General features: G+C 72.4%; 19 protein-coding genes. 6 read left to right on the forward strand and 13 right to left on the reverse strand.

The features are described from left to right. The first annotated feature begins 60 nt into the window (after positions 1-60). On the forward strand, positions 61-1,038 hold the full coding sequence (locus SM447_RS16580) for a 4a-hydroxytetrahydrobiopterin dehydratase (RefSeq protein WP_474573704.1): 978 nt from the start codon (positions 61-63) through the stop codon (positions 1,036-1,038). A gap of 84 nt (positions 1,039-1,122) precedes the next feature. On the opposite strand, the gene SM447_RS16585 is transcribed toward SM447_RS16580, so the two are convergent. The 5 genes from SM447_RS16585 to SM447_RS16605 all read right to left on the reverse strand — a co-directional run bounded on the left by SM447_RS16585 (position 1,123) and on the right by SM447_RS16605 (position 5,269). Continuing rightward, positions 1,123-2,424, reverse strand: a complete 1,302-nt coding sequence (locus tag SM447_RS16585) for an NAD(P)/FAD-dependent oxidoreductase (protein ID WP_474573705.1) — start codon at positions 2,422-2,424, stop codon at positions 1,123-1,125. Positions 2,425-2,550: 126 nt separating this feature from the next. Further along, entirely contained in the window at positions 2,551-2,832 is a 282-nt protein-coding gene (locus SM447_RS16590; protein ID WP_474573706.1) for a DUF6510 family protein, read from the reverse strand. Positions 2,833-2,845: 13 nt separating this feature from the next. Beyond that, a complete protein-coding gene (locus SM447_RS16595) occupies positions 2,846-3,568 on the reverse strand; it encodes a ferredoxin reductase (RefSeq protein WP_474573707.1) in 723 nt (240 codons plus the stop codon). A gap of 8 nt (positions 3,569-3,576) precedes the next feature. After that, the gene (locus tag SM447_RS16600; protein WP_474573708.1) at positions 3,577-4,176 is read right to left on the reverse strand and encodes a sulfite oxidase-like oxidoreductase; all 600 of its coding nucleotides are present in this window, start codon (positions 4,174-4,176) and stop codon (positions 3,577-3,579) included. Positions 4,177-4,255: 79 nt separating this feature from the next. Next, the gene (locus SM447_RS16605) at positions 4,256-5,269 is read right to left on the reverse strand and encodes a TerC/Alx family metal homeostasis membrane protein (RefSeq protein ID WP_474573709.1); all 1,014 of its coding nucleotides are present in this window, start codon (positions 5,267-5,269) and stop codon (positions 4,256-4,258) included. 244 nt (positions 5,270-5,513) lie between these two features. On the opposite strand from SM447_RS16605, the gene SM447_RS16610 reads away from it, so the two are divergent. Continuing rightward, positions 5,514-6,680 (forward strand): CaiB/BaiF CoA transferase family protein, encoded by a 1,167-nt coding sequence (locus SM447_RS16610; protein ID WP_474573710.1) that lies wholly within the window; start codon positions 5,514-5,516, stop codon positions 6,678-6,680. Between the two features lie 20 nt (positions 6,681-6,700). Here the strand turns inward: SM447_RS16610 and SM447_RS16615 are convergent, their stop codons facing one another. After that, positions 6,701-7,111, reverse strand: coding sequence for a DUF2267 domain-containing protein (locus SM447_RS16615; protein WP_474573711.1), 411 nt, complete (start codon positions 7,109-7,111; stop codon positions 6,701-6,703). Positions 7,112-7,255: 144 nt separating this feature from the next. On the opposite strand from SM447_RS16615, the gene SM447_RS16620 reads away from it, so the two are divergent. Next, positions 7,256-7,528, forward strand: a complete 273-nt coding sequence (locus tag SM447_RS16620; RefSeq protein WP_474573712.1) for a DUF2795 domain-containing protein — start codon at positions 7,256-7,258, stop codon at positions 7,526-7,528. A gap of 242 nt (positions 7,529-7,770) precedes the next feature. On the opposite strand, the gene SM447_RS16625 is transcribed toward SM447_RS16620, so the two are convergent. The 3 genes from SM447_RS16625 to SM447_RS16635 all read right to left on the reverse strand — a co-directional run bounded on the left by SM447_RS16625 (position 7,771) and on the right by SM447_RS16635 (position 10,435). Continuing rightward, complete coding sequence (locus SM447_RS16625) at positions 7,771-8,424, reverse strand: hypothetical protein (protein ID WP_474573931.1); 654 nt, start codon at positions 8,422-8,424, stop codon at positions 7,771-7,773. A 37-nt stretch (positions 8,425-8,461) separates the two neighbouring features. Next, positions 8,462-9,433, reverse strand: a complete 972-nt coding sequence (locus tag SM447_RS16630) for a pirin family protein (protein WP_474573713.1) — start codon at positions 9,431-9,433, stop codon at positions 8,462-8,464. A 66-nt stretch (positions 9,434-9,499) separates the two neighbouring features. Continuing rightward, complete coding sequence (locus SM447_RS16635) at positions 9,500-10,435, reverse strand: hypothetical protein (protein WP_474573714.1); 936 nt, start codon at positions 10,433-10,435, stop codon at positions 9,500-9,502. 120 nt (positions 10,436-10,555) lie between these two features. Between SM447_RS16635 and gdhA the strand changes: the two genes are divergently transcribed. Beyond that, positions 10,556-11,983: an NADP-specific glutamate dehydrogenase gene (gene gdhA, locus SM447_RS16640; RefSeq protein ID WP_474573715.1), complete on the forward strand. Its 1,428-nt coding sequence runs from the start codon at positions 10,556-10,558 to the stop codon at positions 11,981-11,983. A gap of 82 nt (positions 11,984-12,065) precedes the next feature. Here gdhA and SM447_RS16645 read toward each other — a convergent pair whose 3' ends face one another. The 3 genes from SM447_RS16645 to SM447_RS16655 form a co-directional block, all read right to left on the reverse strand. Continuing rightward, entirely contained in the window at positions 12,066-12,698 is a 633-nt protein-coding gene (locus tag SM447_RS16645; protein WP_474573716.1) for a hypothetical protein, read from the reverse strand. A 13-nt stretch (positions 12,699-12,711) separates the two neighbouring features. Continuing rightward, entirely contained in the window at positions 12,712-14,496 is a 1,785-nt protein-coding gene (locus SM447_RS16650; protein ID WP_474573717.1) for a DUF4012 domain-containing protein, read from the reverse strand. A gap of 80 nt (positions 14,497-14,576) precedes the next feature. Then, positions 14,577-15,830 (reverse strand): glycosyltransferase family 4 protein, encoded by a 1,254-nt coding sequence (locus SM447_RS16655; RefSeq protein WP_474573932.1) that lies wholly within the window; start codon positions 15,828-15,830, stop codon positions 14,577-14,579. A gap of 162 nt (positions 15,831-15,992) precedes the next feature. Between SM447_RS16655 and SM447_RS16660 the strand changes: the two genes are divergently transcribed. Continuing rightward, the gene (locus SM447_RS16660; protein ID WP_474573718.1) at positions 15,993-16,547 is read left to right on the forward strand and encodes an arsenate reductase/protein-tyrosine-phosphatase family protein; all 555 of its coding nucleotides are present in this window, start codon (positions 15,993-15,995) and stop codon (positions 16,545-16,547) included. Here the strand turns inward: SM447_RS16660 and SM447_RS16665 are convergent. Next, on the reverse strand, positions 16,528-17,994 hold the full coding sequence (locus SM447_RS16665; RefSeq protein ID WP_474573719.1) for a tyrosine-protein kinase domain-containing protein: 1,467 nt from the start codon (positions 17,992-17,994) through the stop codon (positions 16,528-16,530). The two genes, SM447_RS16660 and SM447_RS16665, sit on opposite strands and share 20 nt — an antisense overlap. A 369-nt stretch (positions 17,995-18,363) precedes the next feature. Here SM447_RS16665 and nhaA point away from each other — a divergent pair, with 369 nt between their 5' ends. Then, a complete protein-coding gene (gene nhaA / locus SM447_RS16670; protein ID WP_474573720.1) occupies positions 18,364-19,698 on the forward strand; it encodes a Na+/H+ antiporter NhaA in 1,335 nt (444 codons plus the stop codon). Positions 19,699-19,705: the final 7 nt, after the last annotated feature.

The following is a 19,705-nucleotide window of genomic DNA, read 5'->3' on the forward strand; positions in this document are numbered from 1 at the left end:
GGCGGCGGCGGGAAGGCATCGACGAAGTCGGACAAGCAGCAGCGGAAGCGAGGTGTCACCATGCGCAAGCAGATGGAGGGCGACAACCAGCGCCGCCGGGCACTGGCCCGTCAGGCCCGGGAGCGGGGCATGCGGGCCGCCGACACCGGCGCCAGCCTGAGCGCGTCAAAGCAGCTCACCCACCTCGACCAGAACAAGCGGGCCGGCCCGCCGCCGGCCGGGAACCGCCACAAACCTGACGCCACGCGCGGTGGTCCCGCTCCCCCGCCGGCCGGCGTCCCGGAGACCCCCCGGCCGCGCTCCGAGCCGGGTCCGGGGCTGCCGGGGACAGCCACGGTGGGCTACCGCGACCTGGTGGAGGACGTCGTACGCCGCAGCGGCGTCGACTTCCGTACGGCCAAGGTCGGTGTCGAATCGACGGTGCTCGTCCTGGCGTGGGCCCTGGAGGCCGGCGAACGACGCCGCCTGCTGGAGGCCGTACCCGCATCACTGCACGACGTGGTGCCGGTGGACGGCATCGAGCGGCGCCAGGATCTCGGCGGCTTTCTGTCCGAGGTGGGCAGGATCAGTGGTCGCACCCCCGAGCAGGCGCGCTACCAGGCCGAGGCGACACTCGCCGCGCTTGCCGCGCACGACCGTGACCTGGTCGAATCGCTGCACGTGCCGGACGAACTGCGGGAACTGCTGAACCCGCCGGAGGCCGGCGGCGGCGTGGTCGGCGTGCGTGGCGCCACACCCGCGCTGTCGGAGGCCGAACTGCGTGCGGCGCTGGCCGACCTGCCCTACTGGTTCGGTGACGGCACCGCGTTGTCGCGCACCCTGGAGCTGCCACCGGGCAACCTCGACCGGGTGCTGGACCGGCTCGATCTGCTCCGCGAGCAGACCGGCCGCGGGCCACGGATAGGCCGGTCCGACCCGACGACCGCCGTGCTGACCGTGACCTCCGGCAACGCGGGAACGGTGACCGCGATGGACATCGACCTGGCACACGCGGTCGACGACGCCATCGACGAGGCCGGCGCCGGAATGGCCGGCTGAGCACCCGGAGCACCCGCACCACGGACGGTCGGGGGCGGTCGCACCGCCCCCGACCGCCCGCCGGGGCGCGGGTCGGACGCCGGGTCAGCGGGCCCGCACCGGCATCTCGGGTGACGAGCTTTCCAGCGGTACGGCGGTGGCGGAGATCAGTCCGAGCTGTGCCGCCGACCGGGGCAGTGCCGCGTCGAGGAGCCAGTCGGCGCTCACCCGCGCCCGGTTGCCGGGCATCGCGAGCAGGTGGTAGCCACGGGTGACCGCCTTGGCCGGCAGGCCGGACATCGGCACCTTGAGCGGGTTCGCCGCGGCCTGCTTGCCGCCCAGGTCGACCACCCAACCGAGGTCGTGGTGCTTGTACGGTCGGCGGCGCCCCTGCCCGTACGAGGCGGCGATGTTGTGCGCGGCCAACTTGCCCTGCCGCTGGGCGTGCTGGGCGGTCATCGTGCAGATCTCACCGGGACGGGTCAGGTCGGGCACCGCGGCGGCATCGCCGCAGGCGTACACCTCGGGGAACCCGGGGACGTTGAGGTACTCGTCGACGACCAACCGCCCCTTCTCGGTCCGCAGGCCCAGTTCCGCCACGAAGGGGTCGGGCCGTACGCCGACGCACCAGATCAGGGAACAGGTGGGCACGTACTCGCCGTCGGTGAGCTTGACGCCGTCGGAGGTGGCGACCGCCACCGACGTGCCCATCCGCACATCCACGCCGCGCCGACGCAACACCCGGTCCGCGGTGGTGGACATCCGTCGATCCAGTTCCGGCAGCACGCGCGGGGCGACGTCCAGCAGCATCCACCTCGGACGGATCTTGAGCCGGGGATGCTGGGCGGCCAGCTCGTCGGTGAACAGGATGCCGTGCGCGGCGACCTCGGTACCGGTGTAGCCGGCACCCACCACCACGAAGGTGGCCCGGGCCTGCTGCTCGGCCGGATCCTCGGCCTGCTCGGCCAGCTCGATCTGCCGCACCACGTGGTCGTGCAGGTAGAGCGCCTCGGGCAGGCCGCGGAAGCCGTGCGCGTACTCGGTCACCCCGGGGATGGGCAGCAGCTTGTTCACGCTGCCCACAGCCAGGACCAACCGGTCGTACGCCAGCCGGTTGCGGTCGCCCTCCGGCTGGGTGAAGCCGACCCACCGGTTCTGCAGGTCGACACCGTCCGCCTCACCGATCACGATCCGGACGCCGTCCAGCGTGCCGGCCAGCGGCACCGCGATCCGGCCCGGCTCCACCACCCCCGCCGCCACCTCCGGCAGCAGGGGAAGGTAGAGGAAGTAGTCCGTCGAGTTCAGCAGGACGATCTCGGCTCGGTCGCGGGCCAACCGGCTCAACGTCTTCGCCGCGTGGTAACCGGCGAACCCGGCCCCCACGATCACCACACGAGGCTTCGTCATTCCGGCCCGGTTCCCGTCGTACGCGCCGACAAACGTCCCCCCACCCCGTCGATCTTGCACTTTTCGTCGGAGCCAACCGGCACAAAGGCGACAAAGTGGCGACCGAAAGTGCAAGATCGCGGGGGGCTAGCGGGGGCGGTCGGGTGGCATGGCGAACTGGAGGAAGGTGGTGCCGCGCAGGTCCAGCCAGGCGCGGTCGGGCGCGCGGACCAGGCGCACCATCACCTCGACGCAGGTGGGGCAGCGGCCCACCAGGCCGGGGGCGTGCGAGTAGACCCGCAGCCCGGCCACCGGGCCGGAGGTGCCGCAGTGGGCGCACCGGGCCGTGGCGCTGCTCAGATCGACGGCGAACACCTCCCCCATCGGGCCGTCGAGCATGTTGCCGTCCACGTAGGGCAACGCGGTCATCCGCGGCCTCCTCTCAACCGGTCGGGCCGAAACGTTCGGTGCGTACCCGCCGTGCCGGATGGCCCAGCCCGACGAGAAGGTCGGAGACGGTCTCCACGAAACCGGTGGGTCCGCACACGTACACCAGCGGCTCCAGCTCGGGCGGCCAGCCGTGGGTGTTGATGTCGGCGAGGCCGAGCCGGTGCGGCTCGCCGCGCCATCCCTCGGGCGCCCGCCGGGTGTACACGTGGGCCACGTCGAGACCGGCGTCGTCGCGTACCCGGCGCCGCAGTTCGTCGGTGTAGAAGGCGTCGTCGGGCGTACGGACGGAGTAGATCAGCCGGAACGGGGCCCGGCTCCCGGCCGCCCGCCGGGCCCTGATCATGGCCATCAACGGCACCACCCCCGACCCGCCCGCGACCAGCAGCACCGGGTCGGTCTGCTGCGGCCGCCAGACGAACCAGCCGCCGATCGGGCCGCGCACCTCGACCGGATCACCCTCGTGGTAGGCGTCGACCAGGAACGGCGACACCTCGCCGTCGGACACCCGCTGGACGGACACCTCGATCCGGTCGCCGTCGGCCGGCGCGGCCAGCGAGTACGACCGGGCGGCCTGGTACCCGTCGGGCGCGGTCAGCCGGATGTCGACATGCTGGCCGGGCAGGTGCGCCGGCCAGCCCGGCACATCCAGTACCAGGGTCCGCGCGGAAGGCGTCTCGACCCGGTGCTCCACCAACCGGGCCTCGCGCCACCGCATCCGGCCGCTCAATCGCCCTGGTACCGCTGCTCACGCCACGGGTCGCCGTAGTCGTGGTAGCCGGCGGTCTCCCAGAAACCCGGAGTGTCCTCGACGGTGAGGTGGATGCCGCGCACCCACTTGGCGGACTTCCAGAAGTAGAGATGGGGCACGAGCAGCCGGGCCGGGCCGCCGTGCTCGGCCGGCAGGTCGTCACCGTCGTAGGTGTGCACCAGCCAGGCCTGCCCGTCGCGCAGGTCCTCCAGCGGGAGGTTGGTGGTGTACCCGCCGTAGGAGTGGGCCAGGGCGTAGTCGGCCGCCGTTTCCACGCCCTCGAGCAGGGTGTCCAGCGAGACGCCGCGCCAGGTGGTGCCGAGCTTCGACCACCGGGTCACGCAGTGGATGTCGACGGTCGGGGTCTCCTGCGGCAGCGCCATCATCTCGTCCCAGCTCCACCGGTACTCCGTGCCGGTCTCGGTGCTGATGACGAACTCCCACTGGTCCCGCGGCACCCGTGGAGTCGGGCCGGCGGAGAGCACGGGAAAGTCCGGGGTCAGATACTGGCCGGGGGGCAGATCCGGCGCCTCGGCGCGGGGGCGGCCCTGGAAGCCGGGTGTGACGATACCCACCGCTCAGTCCTACCACGCCCCGGCGCCGGGCGGATCCGTTCGACCGGCCCGGGTGGGAAGTCACCCGGACCGGCGCCGGTCACTTCCGCTCGGTGACGACTTCCTTGGAGCCCGGCACCACGTTGCGGGTCGCCCGCAGGCTGGTGATGGTGACCACGGTCAGCACCACGACGATGACCCCGAGGGAGATCTCGGTGGGGATCAACGGCACGCCCTCCCAGATGCCGTGCGCCCAGTGCAGGCCGAGCTTGACACCGATGAAGGCCAGGATGATCGCCAGACCGTAGGTGAGGTGGACCAGACGGCTCAGCGCCGCGTGCAGCACGAAGTACAGCGCCCGCAGGCCGAGCAGGGCGAAGGCGTTGGTGGCGAAGACGAGGTACGGGTCCTCGGTGATGCCGTACACGGCCGGCACCGAGTCGACGGCGAAGACCACGTCGGTGGCGAGCACCGCCACCACCACCAGCGCGAGCGGGGTGAGCGCCCGACGTCCGTCGACCCGTACCGTCATCTTCGTGCCGTGGTACTCGTGGACCACCGGCATGAAGCGGCGCAGCAGACGCACCGAACGCATGGTGCCGATGTCGACCGACTGCTCGTGCCCGGTGAACGCGTCGCGGAGCAGCTTGGCCGCGGTGAACAGCAGGATCAGCGCGAAGATCAGGAAGGCGAAGTCCAGGGTCTGCAGGGCGGCCGCGCCGAGGGCGATGAAGATGCCGCGCAGCACCAACGCTCCGGTGATGCCGAACAGCAGCACCCGCTGGGCCAGCACGGTCGGCACCGCGAAGGCGGCCAGCAGCAGCATGAAGACGAAGAGGTTGTCGACCGACAGCGACTTCTCGACGAGGTAACCCGCGAGATAGTCGACGCCCTCCTGCCGCCCGTACTGGGACCAGACCCAGGCGCCGAAGGCCAGGGGCAGGGCTATGTAGAAGGCGGACCAGCCCAGCGCTTCCTTGAGTGACACCTCGTGCGGGCGACGTGTGACCACGAAGTCGAGCACCAGCAGGGCGATGACCCCGGCGATGGTGATCGCCCAGAGCGAGGGCGTGCCGATGGTCTGCAGCTCAGCCGCGAGCGACAATTCGGACATGGGGGCCTCCTCGAACACCGTGTCATGTTCGAGGTCTCCTTCACCCACGTTTCGTGGGCAACCACCCGAGGCGCGCTCCGGGCGCGCCGTACTGACCGGCATGGTTCGTGGGAAGTACTCCCCTCGTGCTGACAAGGTTAGGACAGCCGATTTCCACCCGCCACGCGGGGCGTTGCCCGCCCCGGGGTGGCTTCCCTCACGTGGGTGACGGGCCGGGCCGGACGTGAGCGCCTATCGTGGCCCGGTGACCGCAGACCTGGTGGCCGGCCCGTTGACCGGCGTACGAGTGGTGGAACTGGCCGGGATCGGCCCCGGCCCGTTCGCCGCGATGATGCTGGCGGACCTCGGCGCCGACGTGATCCGGGTCGACCGGGCGACCGAGGTGGACGCCACAGCCTTCGGCACCCCGCATCCCGACCTGCTCAACCGGGGTCGCCGGTCCATCGGCGTCGACCTGAAGTCCGCCGACGGGCGGGACGTGGTGCTGGCCCTGGTCGCTGAGGCACACGTTCTCGTCGAGGGGTTCCGGCCCGGCGTCACCGAGCGACTCGGTGTCGGACCGGCCGACTGCCACGCGGTCAACCCGGCGCTGGTCTACGGCCGGATGACCGGATGGGGTCAGGACGGCCCGAACGCGCCGCACGCCGGGCACGACATCGGCTACCTGGCGCTGACCGGAGCGCTGCACGGCATCGGCCGCTCCGGTCAGCCCCCGGTGCCGCCGCTGAACCTGCTCGGCGACTTCGGCGGCGGCGGCATGATGCTCGCCCTGGGTGTCGTCTCCGCGCTGTACGCGGTACGCGGCGGCGCGGCCGGTCAGGTGGTCGACGCGGCCATCGTGGACGGGGTGGCGGTGCTCAGCACCCAGATCCACGCGCTACGCCGGCTCGGCATGTGGCAGGACCCGCGCGGAGTCAACCTGCTCGACGGCGGCGCGCCGTTCTACGACACCTACGAGTGCGCCGACGGGCGGTACCTCGCCGTCGGGGCGCTGGAGCCACGCTTCTACGACGAACTGGTCCGGCTCACCGGCTTCCCGCTTGCACCGGACGAGCCGGTCGACCGGACCGATCCGGCGAACTGGCCGGCGTTGCGGGCCGCCTGGGCGCGGCTGTTCCGCACCCGGACCCGCGACGAGTGGGCGGCTCTGCTCACCGCCTCCGACGCCTGTGCCGCACCGGTCCTGGACTGGCGGGAGGCGCCGGAGCATCCGCATCTGGCCGCCCGGGAGACGTTCGTGCTCCGCGACGGTGTCGTCCAGCCGGCGCCGGCCCCCCGGTTCTCGGCGACCCCGACCTCGGTCCGGCGGCCGCCGCCCTGGCCGGGCGAGCACACCGACGAGATTCTCGCCGAGGCCGGCTTCGACCACGATCGGATCGAGCGGCTGCGGGCCACCGGGTCGGTCGCCTGAGCGCGGGCCGAGGGAGTGGCTCAGCGTTGACGCAGGGTCGCGCCGGGCGCGAGGGCCGGCTCGACCATGTCGCGGTAGTCGCGCGGCAGTTGGACCACGAGTTCGTCGAACTCGCCGCCGGTCACCGCCTCCCGCACGGTGGTGAAGACCGCGCGGATCGTGTCCCGGGCGGCCGGCTCCTCGACCCCGGCGCGTAGCGCCACCCGGGCGACGAACTCGGGCGCGCCGAACCGCTCCGCCGCCTCGGTGTCCGGCGTCGGGCGCAGCGGCAGCCGCAGCGGGGCGGGCAGTTGCACGGCGAGGTCCAGCACCTCGCCACCGGTCAGTCGCTCGGCCAGCGTCTCCAGGGTCGCCCGGATCAGCTCCACCGCCCGCGACGGGGATGTGGCGGTGCGCCGGGCGACCTGCTCGACGAAGGTGTCGTAGTTCATCGCGTACCCCTCCGGCCGGCGCTTACCCGCCCGATCGGCAGGGAAACGGCGGCCGGTTTCCGGCGGGCTCGGCGCGTGAGCGGCGTCCGGGTGGGTATCCGCGCCCGGTCGTGGCCGGATCGAAGCCCGGGAGGAGCCGACACCATGGCGAGTTACGCCGATGTCCTGCATTACCTGTCCAGCCTGGACTATCCCGCCGGGAAGGACGAGGTGGTACGCGAGGCCGAGCGTGAGGGAGCACCGCCGGACGTGCTGAAGGCCCTGCGCGCCCTGCCTCCGGTGGACTACGCCAACGGCAACCAGGTGGCGCGCTCGGCCGGCATCGACGCGGCCCCTGAGATCACCGACGCGCAGCGCGGCCCGCAGGGACGCGACAAGCGTCACCAGCGGGTGTCGCAGCACCTGCGCAGCATCTGACCGGCGCGGCCGGCCCGCCGTCGACCGGGCGAGCCGGCCGGCTGCTGAAACAGGGGGGCGCCCCGGCCACGAACCGCGGCCGGGAGCGCCCCTGCGTAACCGCCTGCGCTGGCAGCGGTGCGCCCGAACCGGAGCGCGACCACCAGGCGACGACAGCCACCCGAACCGGGTGGGCTGCTGTTACTGCGGTCAGCATACCGCACGCCATCAGCCGAACGGACAGTGGGCACCGACAAAGGGCTTCATCGCGCCAGCTCCGCGTATCGCCCCTCCAGGTCGACCCGGGCGAGCGCACCGACCAGCCAGGCGAGCCGCTCCGACTCGCGACCGCCGGCCAGCCCGGCGAGATCCTCGGCCGACCGACCCAACCCGAGCCGGCGCGCCGCCGTCAGCGCCCGCCGGTCGGCCACCGGGGCAACCTCCCGCCACAGCGCCTGCACCTCACGCAGGAACAGGTCCGCGACCTGGTTGTCGACCCCCGGCAGGGCGGTGAGCAGTTCCCGCTCACGGACCGGGTCGCGGTGCCCCGCCGAGCGCAGCCGTCGCAGGTCACCCCGGTACCGTTCGACGACCGTGCGGGCCAGTTCACCCAGCAGGTCGGCCAGCGCGTCGACGTCACCACGCTGGCCGCTGTCACGCAGTGTTTTGACCCGGTCCGGGCGCGCCGACCCGGACAGCCGGGCGGCGCTGTCCCAGCCCGCGTCGGAGAGCGCGTGCGCGCCGTCCAGGGCGCGCCGGAAATCGCCCCGACGGGCCAGCAGGACCGCGAGGCAGAGCAACTGGAACAGGCTGGACGGGTTGTTGGTGACCCGGAACCCGTACTGCTCGGCGAAGCCGCGGCCGCCGCCGACCAGCCGGCGCGCCATCCGCTTCCTGTCCTCGATGGTGGAGACCATGGTGGGCATGGGCGGCTGTTACCCGTGCCCCCGCTCACTAGTCGTGGAAGCCGCCGGAGCGGTCGCGGGCCTTGAGCCGGACGGTGGGCAGCGCCGGGGCGGGCAGCGGCGGGTCCGGGTCGTCGGCGACGACCCCGAACCGTCGCCCGGCCATCCAGTCCTCCCGGGCGTCGACGATCTCCTCGTGGCTGCGGCCGACGAAGTTCCACCACATCACCAGCGGCTCCTCGAAGGGCGTGCCGCCGAGCAGCATCAACCGGCTGCCCGGCTCGCCGCGCAGGCGCACCGCGTCCCGCCCGGCGCCCAGCCAGAGCAGCGCCCCGGGCGCCAACGGCACGCCGTCGACCTCGCCGGAGCCGTCGAGGGCGAGCAGTGCGTACTCGAAGTCGCGGCGCAGCGGCAGCCCGACCGTCGCCGCGCCGGCCAACTCCAGTTGCGCGCCGAGCAGCGGGGTGTGTACCCGGGCCGGTGAGCGTTCGCCGGCAAGTTCCCCGACCAGCAGGGTGACGTCCAGGTCGCCGTCGCGCCATCGGGGCAGCTCGGCATGGTGGGTGAAGTCCGGCGCGCCGGACCGGGCCTCGTCCGGCAGCGCGACCCACAACTGCACCCCGTGCATCAGGGGCGGGTGCTCGGCCGGTGAACGTTCGGAGTGCGCGATGCCGTGGCCCGAGGTCATCACGTTGAGTTGGCCGGGCCGGATCGGCTGCGCGTTGCCGAGGCTGTCGCGGTGCAGGATCTCGCCGTCGAGCAGCCAGGTCACGGTCTGCAGACCGGTGTGCGGATGCGGCGGCACCTCCATGCCGGGTCGGTGCGCCACGTCGTCGGGGCCGAAATGGTCGACGAAGCACCACGCACCGACCAGCCGGCGGCTGCGCTGCGGCAGCAGCCGCCGCACGGTGGTGTAACGGCCCAGCGGCACGTCGTGCCCGGGCAGCAGGACACTGCCGGGATCGACCGTCGCCACGCCGGGCGGTCGGGTCTCGGCGGGCATCGCCTCGGTACGCTCCACGATCCGACTCTACGCCCGCCGGCCGTCCGCGCCCGGCCGGCGGCAGGTGGACCCCCCGAGGGCCGCTCAGCCGCCGCGTACGGTCACCACGTTCGCGCCCGCGACCAGGTCCAGGAAGATCCGTTCGGCGGCCCGGTCCCAGCCCGGTGAGCCGAGCACCGTACCCGGGGCGAGGCCGTCGCGGCGCTCGCCGTACACCTCGACGGCCCCGGCACCGGAGCCGGCCCGGACGCGTACCGGCACGCTGCCGGCGACCGTGACGTCGAACTGGTTGACGCCACCGGTCACCCGCACCACGAGCGGTCCGTCGACGTTGGGCAACCTGAGATCGGTCCGGGTCGCCCCACCGGCCAGTTCCAGACCGGACAGTCGGGCGGCGGTGAGGTCGATCCGCCGCTCGGCGGCCCCGCCGGTGAGGCGTACGTCCCAGGCGACCCGGGCGTTCAGCAACACCTCGACCGTGCCCGGTTCCTCGCCGCTCCGATCCAGCCGCAGCGACACCTCGTCGCCGACCAGTTCGGGACGTGGCCGCACGACCGACCCGGCAGGGCTGATGATGCGGTACAGCTCCTCCCCCAGCTCGGTCACCCGCAGGTCGTAGCGGGCCACCCCATCGACCAGTTCGAAGGCGGCACGTCGCCGGCCGTCCAACGGTGCGGTCTCCACCTCCTCGGGGCTCTCCTGCGCAGCCCGTGCCGCGCCGCCCAGACCGCTGGCGCCATCCGGCAGTGCCGTCGCGGTGGCCATCGGGTCCGGTGCGCCGCCGGAGAAGACCCGGCCGAGCCGGTGGGGGTCGGAGAGGATCACCACGACGGCGACGGCCCCGAGGCCCAGCACCAGCACCGCGGCGGCCACCAGCAACCGGGCCCCCGGCGACCAGGGCGGTTGGTCCGGCGCTGCTTCCCCGGCACCGTCGGGCGTCGTCGGTGGCGCCGAGGTCGGCGGCACCGGTGCCGGCCCGGAGCGTGTTCGACCCTGTTCGTCCTGCCCCGATCCGGCCATCGGTCTCCCCTTTCACGGTCCCCTGCTCAGGGGTACGCACCAGCGGGCGGGACGGATCACCCGACCCGGCGTCGAACCGCCGCTGAGCTGCTCCACGAACCGCCGGTGAACCGGACGGCGGTGACGAACCGTATTCGGGGGCGGTCGGCGCACCGCGCCGCCGAGGTCCGGCAACGGCGCCGGGTCTGGACCGGAAGGGACGTGTCGGTGATGCCGGAGACGGTCGAGTCGGTGTTCGCCAGTGTGGTCGCCCGTAACCCGGGTGAGCCCGAGTTCCACCAGGCCGTACGGGAGGTGTTGGAGAGCATCGGCCCGGCGCTGGCCCGTCATCCCGAGTACGCGGAGGCCCGGATCATCGAGCGGATCTGCGAGCCGGAACGGCAGATCATCTTCCGGGTGCCCTGGGAGGACGACCGGGGTCGGATCCGGGTGAACCGTGGTTTCCGGGTGGAGTTCAACAGTGCCCTCGGCCCGTTCAAGGGTGGCTTGCGCTTCCACCCCTCGGTGTACCTGGGCATCGTCAAGTTCCTCGGTTTCGAGCAGATCTTCAAGAACGCGCTCACCGGGCTGCCGATCGGCGCCGGCAAGGGCGGCGCCGACTTCGACCCCAAGGGGCGTACGGACCGCGAGGTGATGCGCTTCTGCCAGAGCTTCATGACCGAGCTGCACCGGCACATCGGGGCGCAGACGGACGTGCCGGCCGGCGACATCGGGGTGGGCGGCCGGGAGATCGGCTACCTGTTCGGCCAGTACAAGCGGATCACCAATCGGTACGAGTCGGGCGTACTGACCGGCAAGGGCCTGTCGTACGGCGGCGCGCAGGCGCGCACCGAGGCCACCGGCTACGGGGCGGTGTTCTTCGCCGAGGAGATGCTGAGGCAGACCGGGGACGGCCTGGACGGCAAGCGGGTGGTGGTCTCCGGCTCCGGCAACGTGGCGATCCACGCCATCGAGAAGGTCCACCAGCTCGGTGGCACGGTTGTCGCCTGCTCCGACTCGACCGGCTACGTGCTCGACGAGAAGGGCATCGACCTGGACGTGGTGCGGGAGCTGAAGGAGCGCCGTCGCGGCCGGCTCGCCGACTACGTGCTGGAGGTGCCGCACGCGGTCACCGTGGCCGGCCGTACGCCCTGGGAGGTGCCGTGCGACCTGGCCCTGCCGTGCGCCACCCAGAATGAGATCGGCGGCGCCGAGGCCGCGCAGCTGGTGGCCGGCGGCTGCGCCGTGGTGGTGGAGGGGGCGAACATGCCCACCACGCCGGAGGCGGTGCGCATCCTCGGCCGGGCCGGCGTGCGGTTCGCGCCCGGCAAGGCGGCCAACGCCGGCGGCGTGGCGGTCAGCGCCCTGGAGATGCAGCAGAACGCCAGCCGCGAGTCGTGGACGTTCGCGGAGTCGGAGCAGCGGCTGCGGGAGACCATCCGGGACATCCACGCGCGCTGCTGGGCCACCGCGGAGGAGTACGGCCTGCCCGGTGACTACGTGGCCGGGGCGAACATCAACGGGTTCCGCCGGGTCGCCGAGGCGATGCTGGCGCACGGCCTGGTGTAGGAAACGGGTACCGGTGCCCGCCGGAGGGAACGGCGAGCACCGGTACCGCGGTTCTGTTCCGGGCCCTGCCCGGAGTGCTGGATCAGTGCGCGCCACCCGCACCGAAGCGGCCGCGACGCCGCCACAGCACCGTGCCGAGCAGCAGGACGGCACCGGTCGCGACGAGCCCGCCACCGACCTTCATCGGCGTGCCCAGGCTGCTACCGGTGACCGGCAGGTGCGGCTTCTTCTTGGGTAGCACCCGCAACTGGGTCGACGCGGTCCGACCGGACTCCCGGCCGGTCGCGGTGAAGGTGAGCAGCCCGGTCACCGACGGCGTGTACCGCCGGGTGAAGACGCCCTCCGAGTTGGTCCGGGCGGTGAAGCTCAACGGCGCGCTGGCCTGGAAGGCCACCGGCGTCATGGCGACGACGCTGCCGTCGCCACGGCGGGCCGTGCCGGCGGCCGGAGCGGCCAGCGGCGTCACCGAGACCACGATGTCCACCGTCTCGTTCGGCCCGAAGTTGCGGCCGGTGAGGATGACCGTCTCTCCGAGGAAGATGGTGGGTCGGTTCACCGTCAGCGACGCCAGCACCGGCGTATAGGGCGGTGGCTGGGGCGGATCGGTGACTGTTGGCGACGGCTGCGGCTGCGGTTGCGCCGCCCCCGCCGCAGCCGGCACGGCCACCACGGCCAGACCGACCGTGAGCGCCATGATGATGCGGGATAGCCGCATGGTTCGTTCCCTCCTACTGAGAACAGCTTGGTGCGGTAACAACTTGGGTGGTCCATGGGGTGGCGGTCGGGGTCAGCCACAGCTCGGCCGCTCCGCTGTCCGTCTTGCCGGTCAGCAGCGAGACCTCCAACGTGCGGGTCCCGCCCGGGCCGATCTCGACGTTGACGGTGGCGACCTGCCGCCGCCGTTCGGTGCCGTTGCCCACCGAGGTCTCGGCACCGTCGACGCGGGTGTCGAGCACCGCCCCGCCGGTCGGCCCGTACACCGACACCAGCGTGCGGACGGTGTACGGATCCCCGGCCCGGCCCAGGCCGAGGACGGACTCGCTGAGCCCTGAGGCTGGTGCGGTGGACCGGAGCGTCACCCGGAGGTTCAGCTCGCGGCGGCCGTCAGCGTGGCAGTCGCCGACCGTCAGATCGGCGGTCTGCCGGAGGTAGTAGCCGAGCTTCGCGCCGCTGCCGTCGTTGAGGAACACGCCGACCGTCGGCACGCTGTCCTGTTCCGGAAGCGTCCCGGCCATCCGGCTGTCGCCGAACGTCCGCTGTTCCTCCGGTCGGGCACTCCAGAACAGTATCCGACGTTCCCGTATAGAGCGGTCAAATGCGGACAACAACCCATTCGGGTGGACGTTCCTCGCGAAAAGGGTGTCGAACACCGTTGCAGCCGCGGCCGCGAAGAAGGCGTCCTGCTCGCGCGGATCCATCCGCTGGTAGGTGTCGTTGAGCAGGGTCCGCACCGCGTTCTCGGCACTGAGCGACACCCCGCCCGGCACCCGGACCGGGCCGGTGGCTTTGAGCAGGTACGACAACACCACGGGGTCGACGGCGAGGACACCGTCAACGGTCACCCCACTGCGCCGCCGGTACATCTCCCGGTACAGCGCGGCGGCGGTCGGGAAGTGCGGGCTGAGGTTGACGTCCGCCGGGTAGATGCCGGGCAGTTCTCCCCAGAGAGAGCGCCACTCGGCCGGAATCTTCAGCGGCTCGACGAACCGGCCGAGGCTGGAACTGCTGCCCTGCGCGCCCATCTTCACCCGGCCCTTGTTCGCCTCGATGACGGCGTACGCGCCGAACATGCCGCCGGTCGACCGCAGCTCCGCCGGGTTCTGTGACACCAGCAGGTACTTCCGCGCCCCGTCGACGCCGAGCAGCGGCGGCAGCAGGCGGCTGGCCCGGTCGGCCGCCGACGTCATCGCGGCAAGCCGGTCGATCTCGCCGCGCAGGTCTTCCAGGGCCCGCCGGACCTGTCCCACCAGCCGGTCGTCGGGGACCTCGGCCAACTCCGCGCGGGTGCGCTGCACCGTCGCGTCCACCGCGACCAGGTCGTCGGTGACGGCGCGCAGGCCGGTCAGGTCGAGGCGCCCCTCCTGCGGCACCAGGCCGCCCAGGTCGACGCGGAGCAGCGCCGGGAACGCCTGACGGGCGAGGTCGTCGATGGTGACGGCGATCTGCCGGATCGCGGTGAGGTTCGCTCCGGCCACCGGCGCCTGCCGGCCGAGCCACCAACCGGGATCACCGGTGGCTCGCCGCGCCGCCCGGGCCTGCTCCTGCAACGCCGAGAGGGTGCGTTGGGCGCGTGCGGTGTCACCGCCGACCAGATGGGCGCTCAGTTCGCTGGCCAGGCCGGCGGCGTTGACCAGGTGGGCACGGGCCTGCCACCCCCGGAAGCCGACCCAGCCGACGAGGCCCAGCACCAGCGAGCCGATCACCAGCGTGGTGAGCAGGATGCGACGCAGTCGGGCGCGCCGACGACGGCGGGAACGGCTGCGCCGCCGGCGTGGGCTCTCGCTCTCCGTCACATCAACTCCATTCCGAAAACGGACAGAAGGTCATAATGTTCTTAACACCTAACGGTGAAATGGGTGTGCTAATGACGCGATCAGGCGATATGAGAAGTTCGCTCGGCATTCGCGTTGCGCCGCGTGTCCGCGCTCGCCGCCTCGCGCAGCAGTTCCTCGATTCGATCCACGCCCGCCGGCAGAGACATCTCCCGCAGGTACGCCTCCCGGCCACGCCGGCCCATCTCGACCCGGGCCGGTGGGGGTATCTGCGCCGCCAGCCAGAACCGGTCCGCCAGGCTGGCCCAGTCCTCAGGAGGGCAGGAGAGCCCCGCCCTGGCCCGTTCGACCAGGGCGGCGGTGTCCTCACCGGCCGAGGCGACCACCGGCGCACCGCAGGACAGGGCCGCCTGGAGCTTGTCCGGCACGCTGCTGCGCAACTCCGGTAGGTCACGCGCCATCACCAACTGGTAGTCGGCGGCGGCGTACAACTCGGGCATGTCCAGCGGAGACCGTCGGTCCACGAACCGGACGTTGTCGGCCCGCAGCTCGGCGGCGAGCCCCCGAACCCGCCGCTCCTCGGAGCCCGAACCCACCAGGACCAGGTCCACGGTCTCGCCCAGCGCGGCCGCCGCCCGTACCGCCGTGTCCAGCCCTTGGCGCGCCCCGATGGTGCCGGCGTGCATCACGACGCACCGCTCGTCGCGGCGGATCAGCCGCCGCGCCGCCGGGCTGGCCTCGGCCGGGCGGAAGATCCGCTCGTCGGTCCAGTTGAGCACCACCCGGACCCGCGCCTGCTCGACGCCGGCCGTCACGACGGCGTCCCGCAGCGAGGGTGTGGTCACCGCGACCCGGCCGGCGGCCCGGTAGGTCCGCAGCGTGGCCGCCCGGACCCGGGCCGCCCACCGACCGTCGTCGACGGCGTCGGGCACCTGTTCGGTCCAGACGTCGGGCACGTGCAACACCAGTGGAACGGGGCCGAGCAGGCGCAGCAGGGCCGCCGACGCGAACGCGGCGGCCGGCGGCTGATGCACGTACAGCACGTCCACACCCGCCAGGAACCGCCGCCCGACCAGTGCCGCGCTACCGGCGAACGAGAGCCACGAGGCCATCCGGCCGCGCACGGTGGCGTCGCCGGTGCTGTACCTGGGCACCCGGCGTACGGTCAGCCCCCGGCTGCGGGTCTCGTGGTGCCAGCGCTGCCGCCAGCCCGGGTAGACGTGCCCGCCCGGATAGTCGGGGAAGCCGGTGAGCACCCGCACCTCGTGACCCCGCGCGGCCAGTTCCTCGGCGAGACTGCCGGGAATGAACGCCGGCTCCGGCGGAAAGTGGTACGTCAGCATGCCGATTCGCACCGTCACACCACCGTCCCCGAGCCCCGGTTCGGCGCGCCGCCGGGGGCCATGGGCGTCACGCCTGCGTACGATCTCGACATCCCCTCACCGGGCGGACGCCACCGGCGCCCGCTCCTCGTCGCGGTGCCACCGCCCGCGACCGCGTCGTCCAGGGGGTGCCACATGCTCAGCGGGGTGTTGTTCGTCTGCCACGCCAACCTGTGCCGGTCACCGATGGCCGAATACGCCGCGCGTCGCCTGCTCGCCGGGCGACCGGTGACGGTCGCCAGTGCCGGCACCGACGCCCTCGACGGCCTGGCCATGCATCCGTACGCAGCGGAGATCGCCGCCGAGACCGGCGCGGACCCGACGTCGTTCCGCAGCCGACGGCTGCTGCCGGAACACCTCACGGATGCGGTGCTGGTGCTGACCGCCACTCGGCGCCAGCGCTCCATCTGCACCGCGCTGGCACCGGCGGCGCTGCACCGGACGTTCACCCTGCGCCAGTTCGGCCGGCTCGCCGCGGCCGTCGAGCCGCCTCTGGACGAGCAGGACGATCCGGTGCGGGCCGCGGTGGCCGCCGCCGCCCTGGCCCGGGGACGGTTGCAGCCCGCCCCCGGGGACGCAGACGACCTGGGCGACCCCGTGCGGGGCACGCCGGAGGACTTCCGCCGCTGCGCGGAGGAGATCGACCGGGCACTGCGTCCCCTGGCCACGCTCATCGGGACAGCCGGGTGAGTTCCTGGGTGTGGTCGCTCACCTCGCCGACGCGGGCCCGCTCGGCGTGCCGGCCGGTCCTGCCGCGCTCCGTCGGCACCGACTGACCACCCGCCGCGGCGGCGACCACCCGGTAGGCCTCGTACTGGTAAGCCTCCGCCTTGGGCACCCGGGCCATGTTCAGCACGCAGCCCAGCAGTCGCACCGACACCGAGTGCAGGGCCCGGGCCGCCGCGGCCACCTGGGCCCGGGAGGTACGGCCCTGCTGGGTGACCAGCAGCGCACCGTCGGCCTGCACGGCGACGACCACACCGTCGGTGACCGCGAGCAGCGGGGCGGTGTCGATGACGACGATGTCGGCGGATTCGCGCAGGGCCAGCAGCAGATCCGACATGGCCTTCGAACCGAGCAGCTCGCTCGGGTTGGGCGGGGCCGAACCGCTGGGCAGCACGAGCAGGGACTTGTCGCCCCAGCGCTGGACCACGTCGCCCACCTGCACGTCACCGACCAGCACGTCGGTCAGCCCGACCCCCGAGTCGATACCGAGGTAGTCCCCGACCTTCGGGCGGCGCAGGTCCGCATCGACGAGCAGGACCCGCCACCCCGCCTCGGCCAGGGCGATCGCCAGGTTGCAGGACAGAGTCGTCTTGCCTTCCCCCTGGAGCGCGCTGGTCACCGCGATGACCCGGGCCGGCTCGTGCACGTCGACGAAGCGCAGGTTGGTCCGGAGCTTGCGGACCGCCTCGGCTCGCGCCGAGGTGGCGGCGTCACCGACGATCAGCGGGGCCGAGCGCGCGCTGGGGTCGATCGGGATCTCGCCGAGCAGCGGACTGCCGGTCACCCGCTGCAGACCGGCCGCGTCGCGCAGCCGCACGTCGGCCATGCCACGCAGAATCGCCAGGCCGACGCCGGCCAGCAGGCCCAGCAGGGCGCCGATGGCGGTGTTCCGGACCGGTTGCGGCGACACCGGCGTCGGGGTGACCCGCGGCCCGCTGACAATCTCGATCTTGATCGGCCCGGGGCTTCCGTCCGGGCGGGTCTCGACCTTCTGCACGAGCTCGACGAACTTCGCCGAGAGTGCCTCGGTCACCCGCAACGCCCGGGTCTGGTCGGTGTCGGTCACCGACGCCCGCAGCAGCACCGTGCCGGTCTCGGTGGAGGTGCTGACCCGGCGCTGGACCTCCTCGGCCGTCAGCCCGAGCTGGCTGTCGGCCACCGCGGCCTGCGCCAACCGGTCACTGGTCAGCAGCTCGGCATAGGACTTCACCCGCTGCTGGAGGAAGAGTCCGCCCTGGTAGGCGTCCGTGACACCCTGGCTCGGCGTGGTGACGAAGAAGGTGACCGAGGCGACGTAGCGGGGCTGGGCCCGCACGGTGACCAGCGCGGTCACGCCCAGGGCCACCATGAGGGTGACCAGGACGATCCACCAGTGCCGGCGCACGAGGCGTAGTTGGCGGTACAGGTCCATCAGGCGGGCCTCCGTACCGGGCCGGTAACGCCAAAGAACTTCACGAAAACCCCCAAGGTCGACTCAATCTCGTGAAACCATTAAAGCGGCTCATGCGGCTTATGTCCGGAGTTAGGTATTTTCCTGGTGGGGATTTGGGCCCGCAGTGACCAACCGGACCGGCGGTCCGTCGGAATCGCTTCGGCCCGGAAAAAATGCGATGTCTTCGTCGAGCGGTTCGGGCGACTCGTCGCGCCGATGTGGGAAGAGTCGCGTTCGCCCCGCTCGCGGCGGCCGTCGGCACTGGATAGGGTCTTGCACGGGTGTGCCGGGAAGCCTGGTCGGCGATGATGCCGTGCTGCCCTCAGACCGACGAGGTGGACCTCACGTATGACCGACCAGCCCCCACGCCCTGAGCGCCGCGGCGTGCGCCGCCTCTTCGCGCGTACCTCCTGGCCCGAGGCACGCTTCGTGGCCGACGTGCTCCGGATGGAGACCGTCGGCGGTGGCCTGCTGCTCTTCGGCGCCGTGATCGCGCTGGTCTGGGCGAACTCGCCCTGGGGCGACGCCTACGCCGAGCTGGGGCGCTGGGTGCCCTGGTCCGGCGGCGCGGCGTGGCACCTCGACCTCGACCTCGCCCACTGGGCGGCCGACGGCCTGCTGGCCATCTTCTTCTTCGTGGTCGGGCTGGAGCTGAAGCGCGAGTTCGTCGCCGGTGAGCTGCGGGATCCACGACGGGCCGCGCTGCCGGTGGTCGCGGCGATCGGCGGCATGGTGCTTCCGGCACTGATCTACGTGGCGGTCAACGTCGTCGGCGGCGGCGACGGGCTGCGCGGCTGGGCCATCCCCACGGCCACCGACATCGCGTTCGCGCTGGCGGTGCTGGCCGTGATCGGGGCCTACCTGCCGCAGGGGCTGCGTGCCTTCCTGCTCACCCTGGCCGTGGTCGACGACCTGCTCGCCATCACCATCATCGCCGTCTTCTACACCGACGACTTCAACCTGCTGCCGCTGCTCGGCGCTCTGGTCCCGATCGCCCTGTTCGGGCTGCTGGTGCAGCGCCGCCGCACCTGGTGGTGGGCGCTCATCCCGCTCGCGGTGGTCGCCTGGACGCTGGTGCACTCCTCCGGGGTGCACGCCACCGTCGCCGGCGTGCTGCTGGGCTTCACCGTGCCGGTGCTCGCCGGCAAGGGGGGCGGCGACGGCCGTCGCCCGATGCCCGGCCTGGCCGAGCACCTGGAGCACGTGTGGCGGCCGATCTCGGCCGGCTTCGCCGTACCCGTGTTCGCGTTCTTCGCCGCCGGTGTCTCGCTGCGCGGGGCCGACCTGGGCGCGGTGGTGACCGACCCGATCGTCCTCGGTGTCGTGCTGGGTCTCGTCGTCGGCAAGTGTGTCGGCATCGTCGGCTCGACCTGGCTGCTGGCCCGGTTCACCCGGGCCAGCCTGGACGAGGACATCACCTGGTCGGATCTGGTCGGTGTGTCGTTCCTGGCCGGTATCGGCTTCACCGTGTCGCTGCTCATCGGCGAGCTGGCCTTCGGCTCCGACGCCATCGAGGGCGACAACGTCAAGGCGGCCGTGCTCGCCGGTTCGCTGATCTCCGCGCTGCTGGCCACGGTGGTGTTGCGCCAGCGCAACAAGGTCTACCGGGCCATCGCGCTCAAGGAGCAGGTCGACCTCAACCAGGACGGCGTGCCGGACGTCTACCAGAAGCCCGGCGGCTGACCGCCGC

Source organism: Micromonospora aridisoli, from assembly GCF_056150025.1.

What these genes read in the sequence shown, in the direction of transcription:
- SM447_RS16665 (WP_474573719.1), bottom strand. Translation starts at nt 17,994, where the DNA reads ATGGACCTGTACCGCCAACTACGCCTCGTGCGCCGGCACTGGTGGATC.
- SM447_RS16620 (WP_474573712.1), top strand. Translation starts at nt 7,256, where the DNA reads ATGGCGAGTTACGCCGATGTCCTGCATTACCTGTCCAGCCTGGACTAT.
- SM447_RS16580 (WP_474573704.1), top strand. Translation starts at nt 61, where the DNA reads ATGCGCAAGCAGATGGAGGGCGACAACCAGCGCCGCCGGGCACTGGCC.
- SM447_RS16625 (WP_474573931.1), bottom strand. Translation starts at nt 8,424, where the DNA reads ATGGTCTCCACCATCGAGGACAGGAAGCGGATGGCGCGCCGGCTGGTC.
- SM447_RS16585 (WP_474573705.1), bottom strand. Translation starts at nt 2,424, where the DNA reads ATGACGAAGCCTCGTGTGGTGATCGTGGGGGCCGGGTTCGCCGGTTAC.
- nhaA (WP_474573720.1), top strand. Translation starts at nt 18,364, where the DNA reads ATGACCGACCAGCCCCCACGCCCTGAGCGCCGCGGCGTGCGCCGCCTC.
- SM447_RS16605 (WP_474573709.1), bottom strand. Translation starts at nt 5,269, where the DNA reads ATGTCCGAATTGTCGCTCGCGGCTGAGCTGCAGACCATCGGCACGCCC.
- SM447_RS16590 (WP_474573706.1), bottom strand. Translation starts at nt 2,832, where the DNA reads ATGACCGCGTTGCCCTACGTGGACGGCAACATGCTCGACGGCCCGATG.
- SM447_RS16595 (WP_474573707.1), bottom strand. Translation starts at nt 3,568, where the DNA reads ATGCGGTGGCGCGAGGCCCGGTTGGTGGAGCACCGGGTCGAGACGCCT.
- SM447_RS16635 (WP_474573714.1), bottom strand. Translation starts at nt 10,435, where the DNA reads ATGGCCGGATCGGGGCAGGACGAACAGGGTCGAACACGCTCCGGGCCG.
- SM447_RS16660 (WP_474573718.1), top strand. Translation starts at nt 15,993, where the DNA reads ATGCTCAGCGGGGTGTTGTTCGTCTGCCACGCCAACCTGTGCCGGTCA.
- SM447_RS16615 (WP_474573711.1), bottom strand. Translation starts at nt 7,111, where the DNA reads ATGAACTACGACACCTTCGTCGAGCAGGTCGCCCGGCGCACCGCCACA.
- SM447_RS16645 (WP_474573716.1), bottom strand. Translation starts at nt 12,698, where the DNA reads ATGCGGCTATCCCGCATCATCATGGCGCTCACGGTCGGTCTGGCCGTG.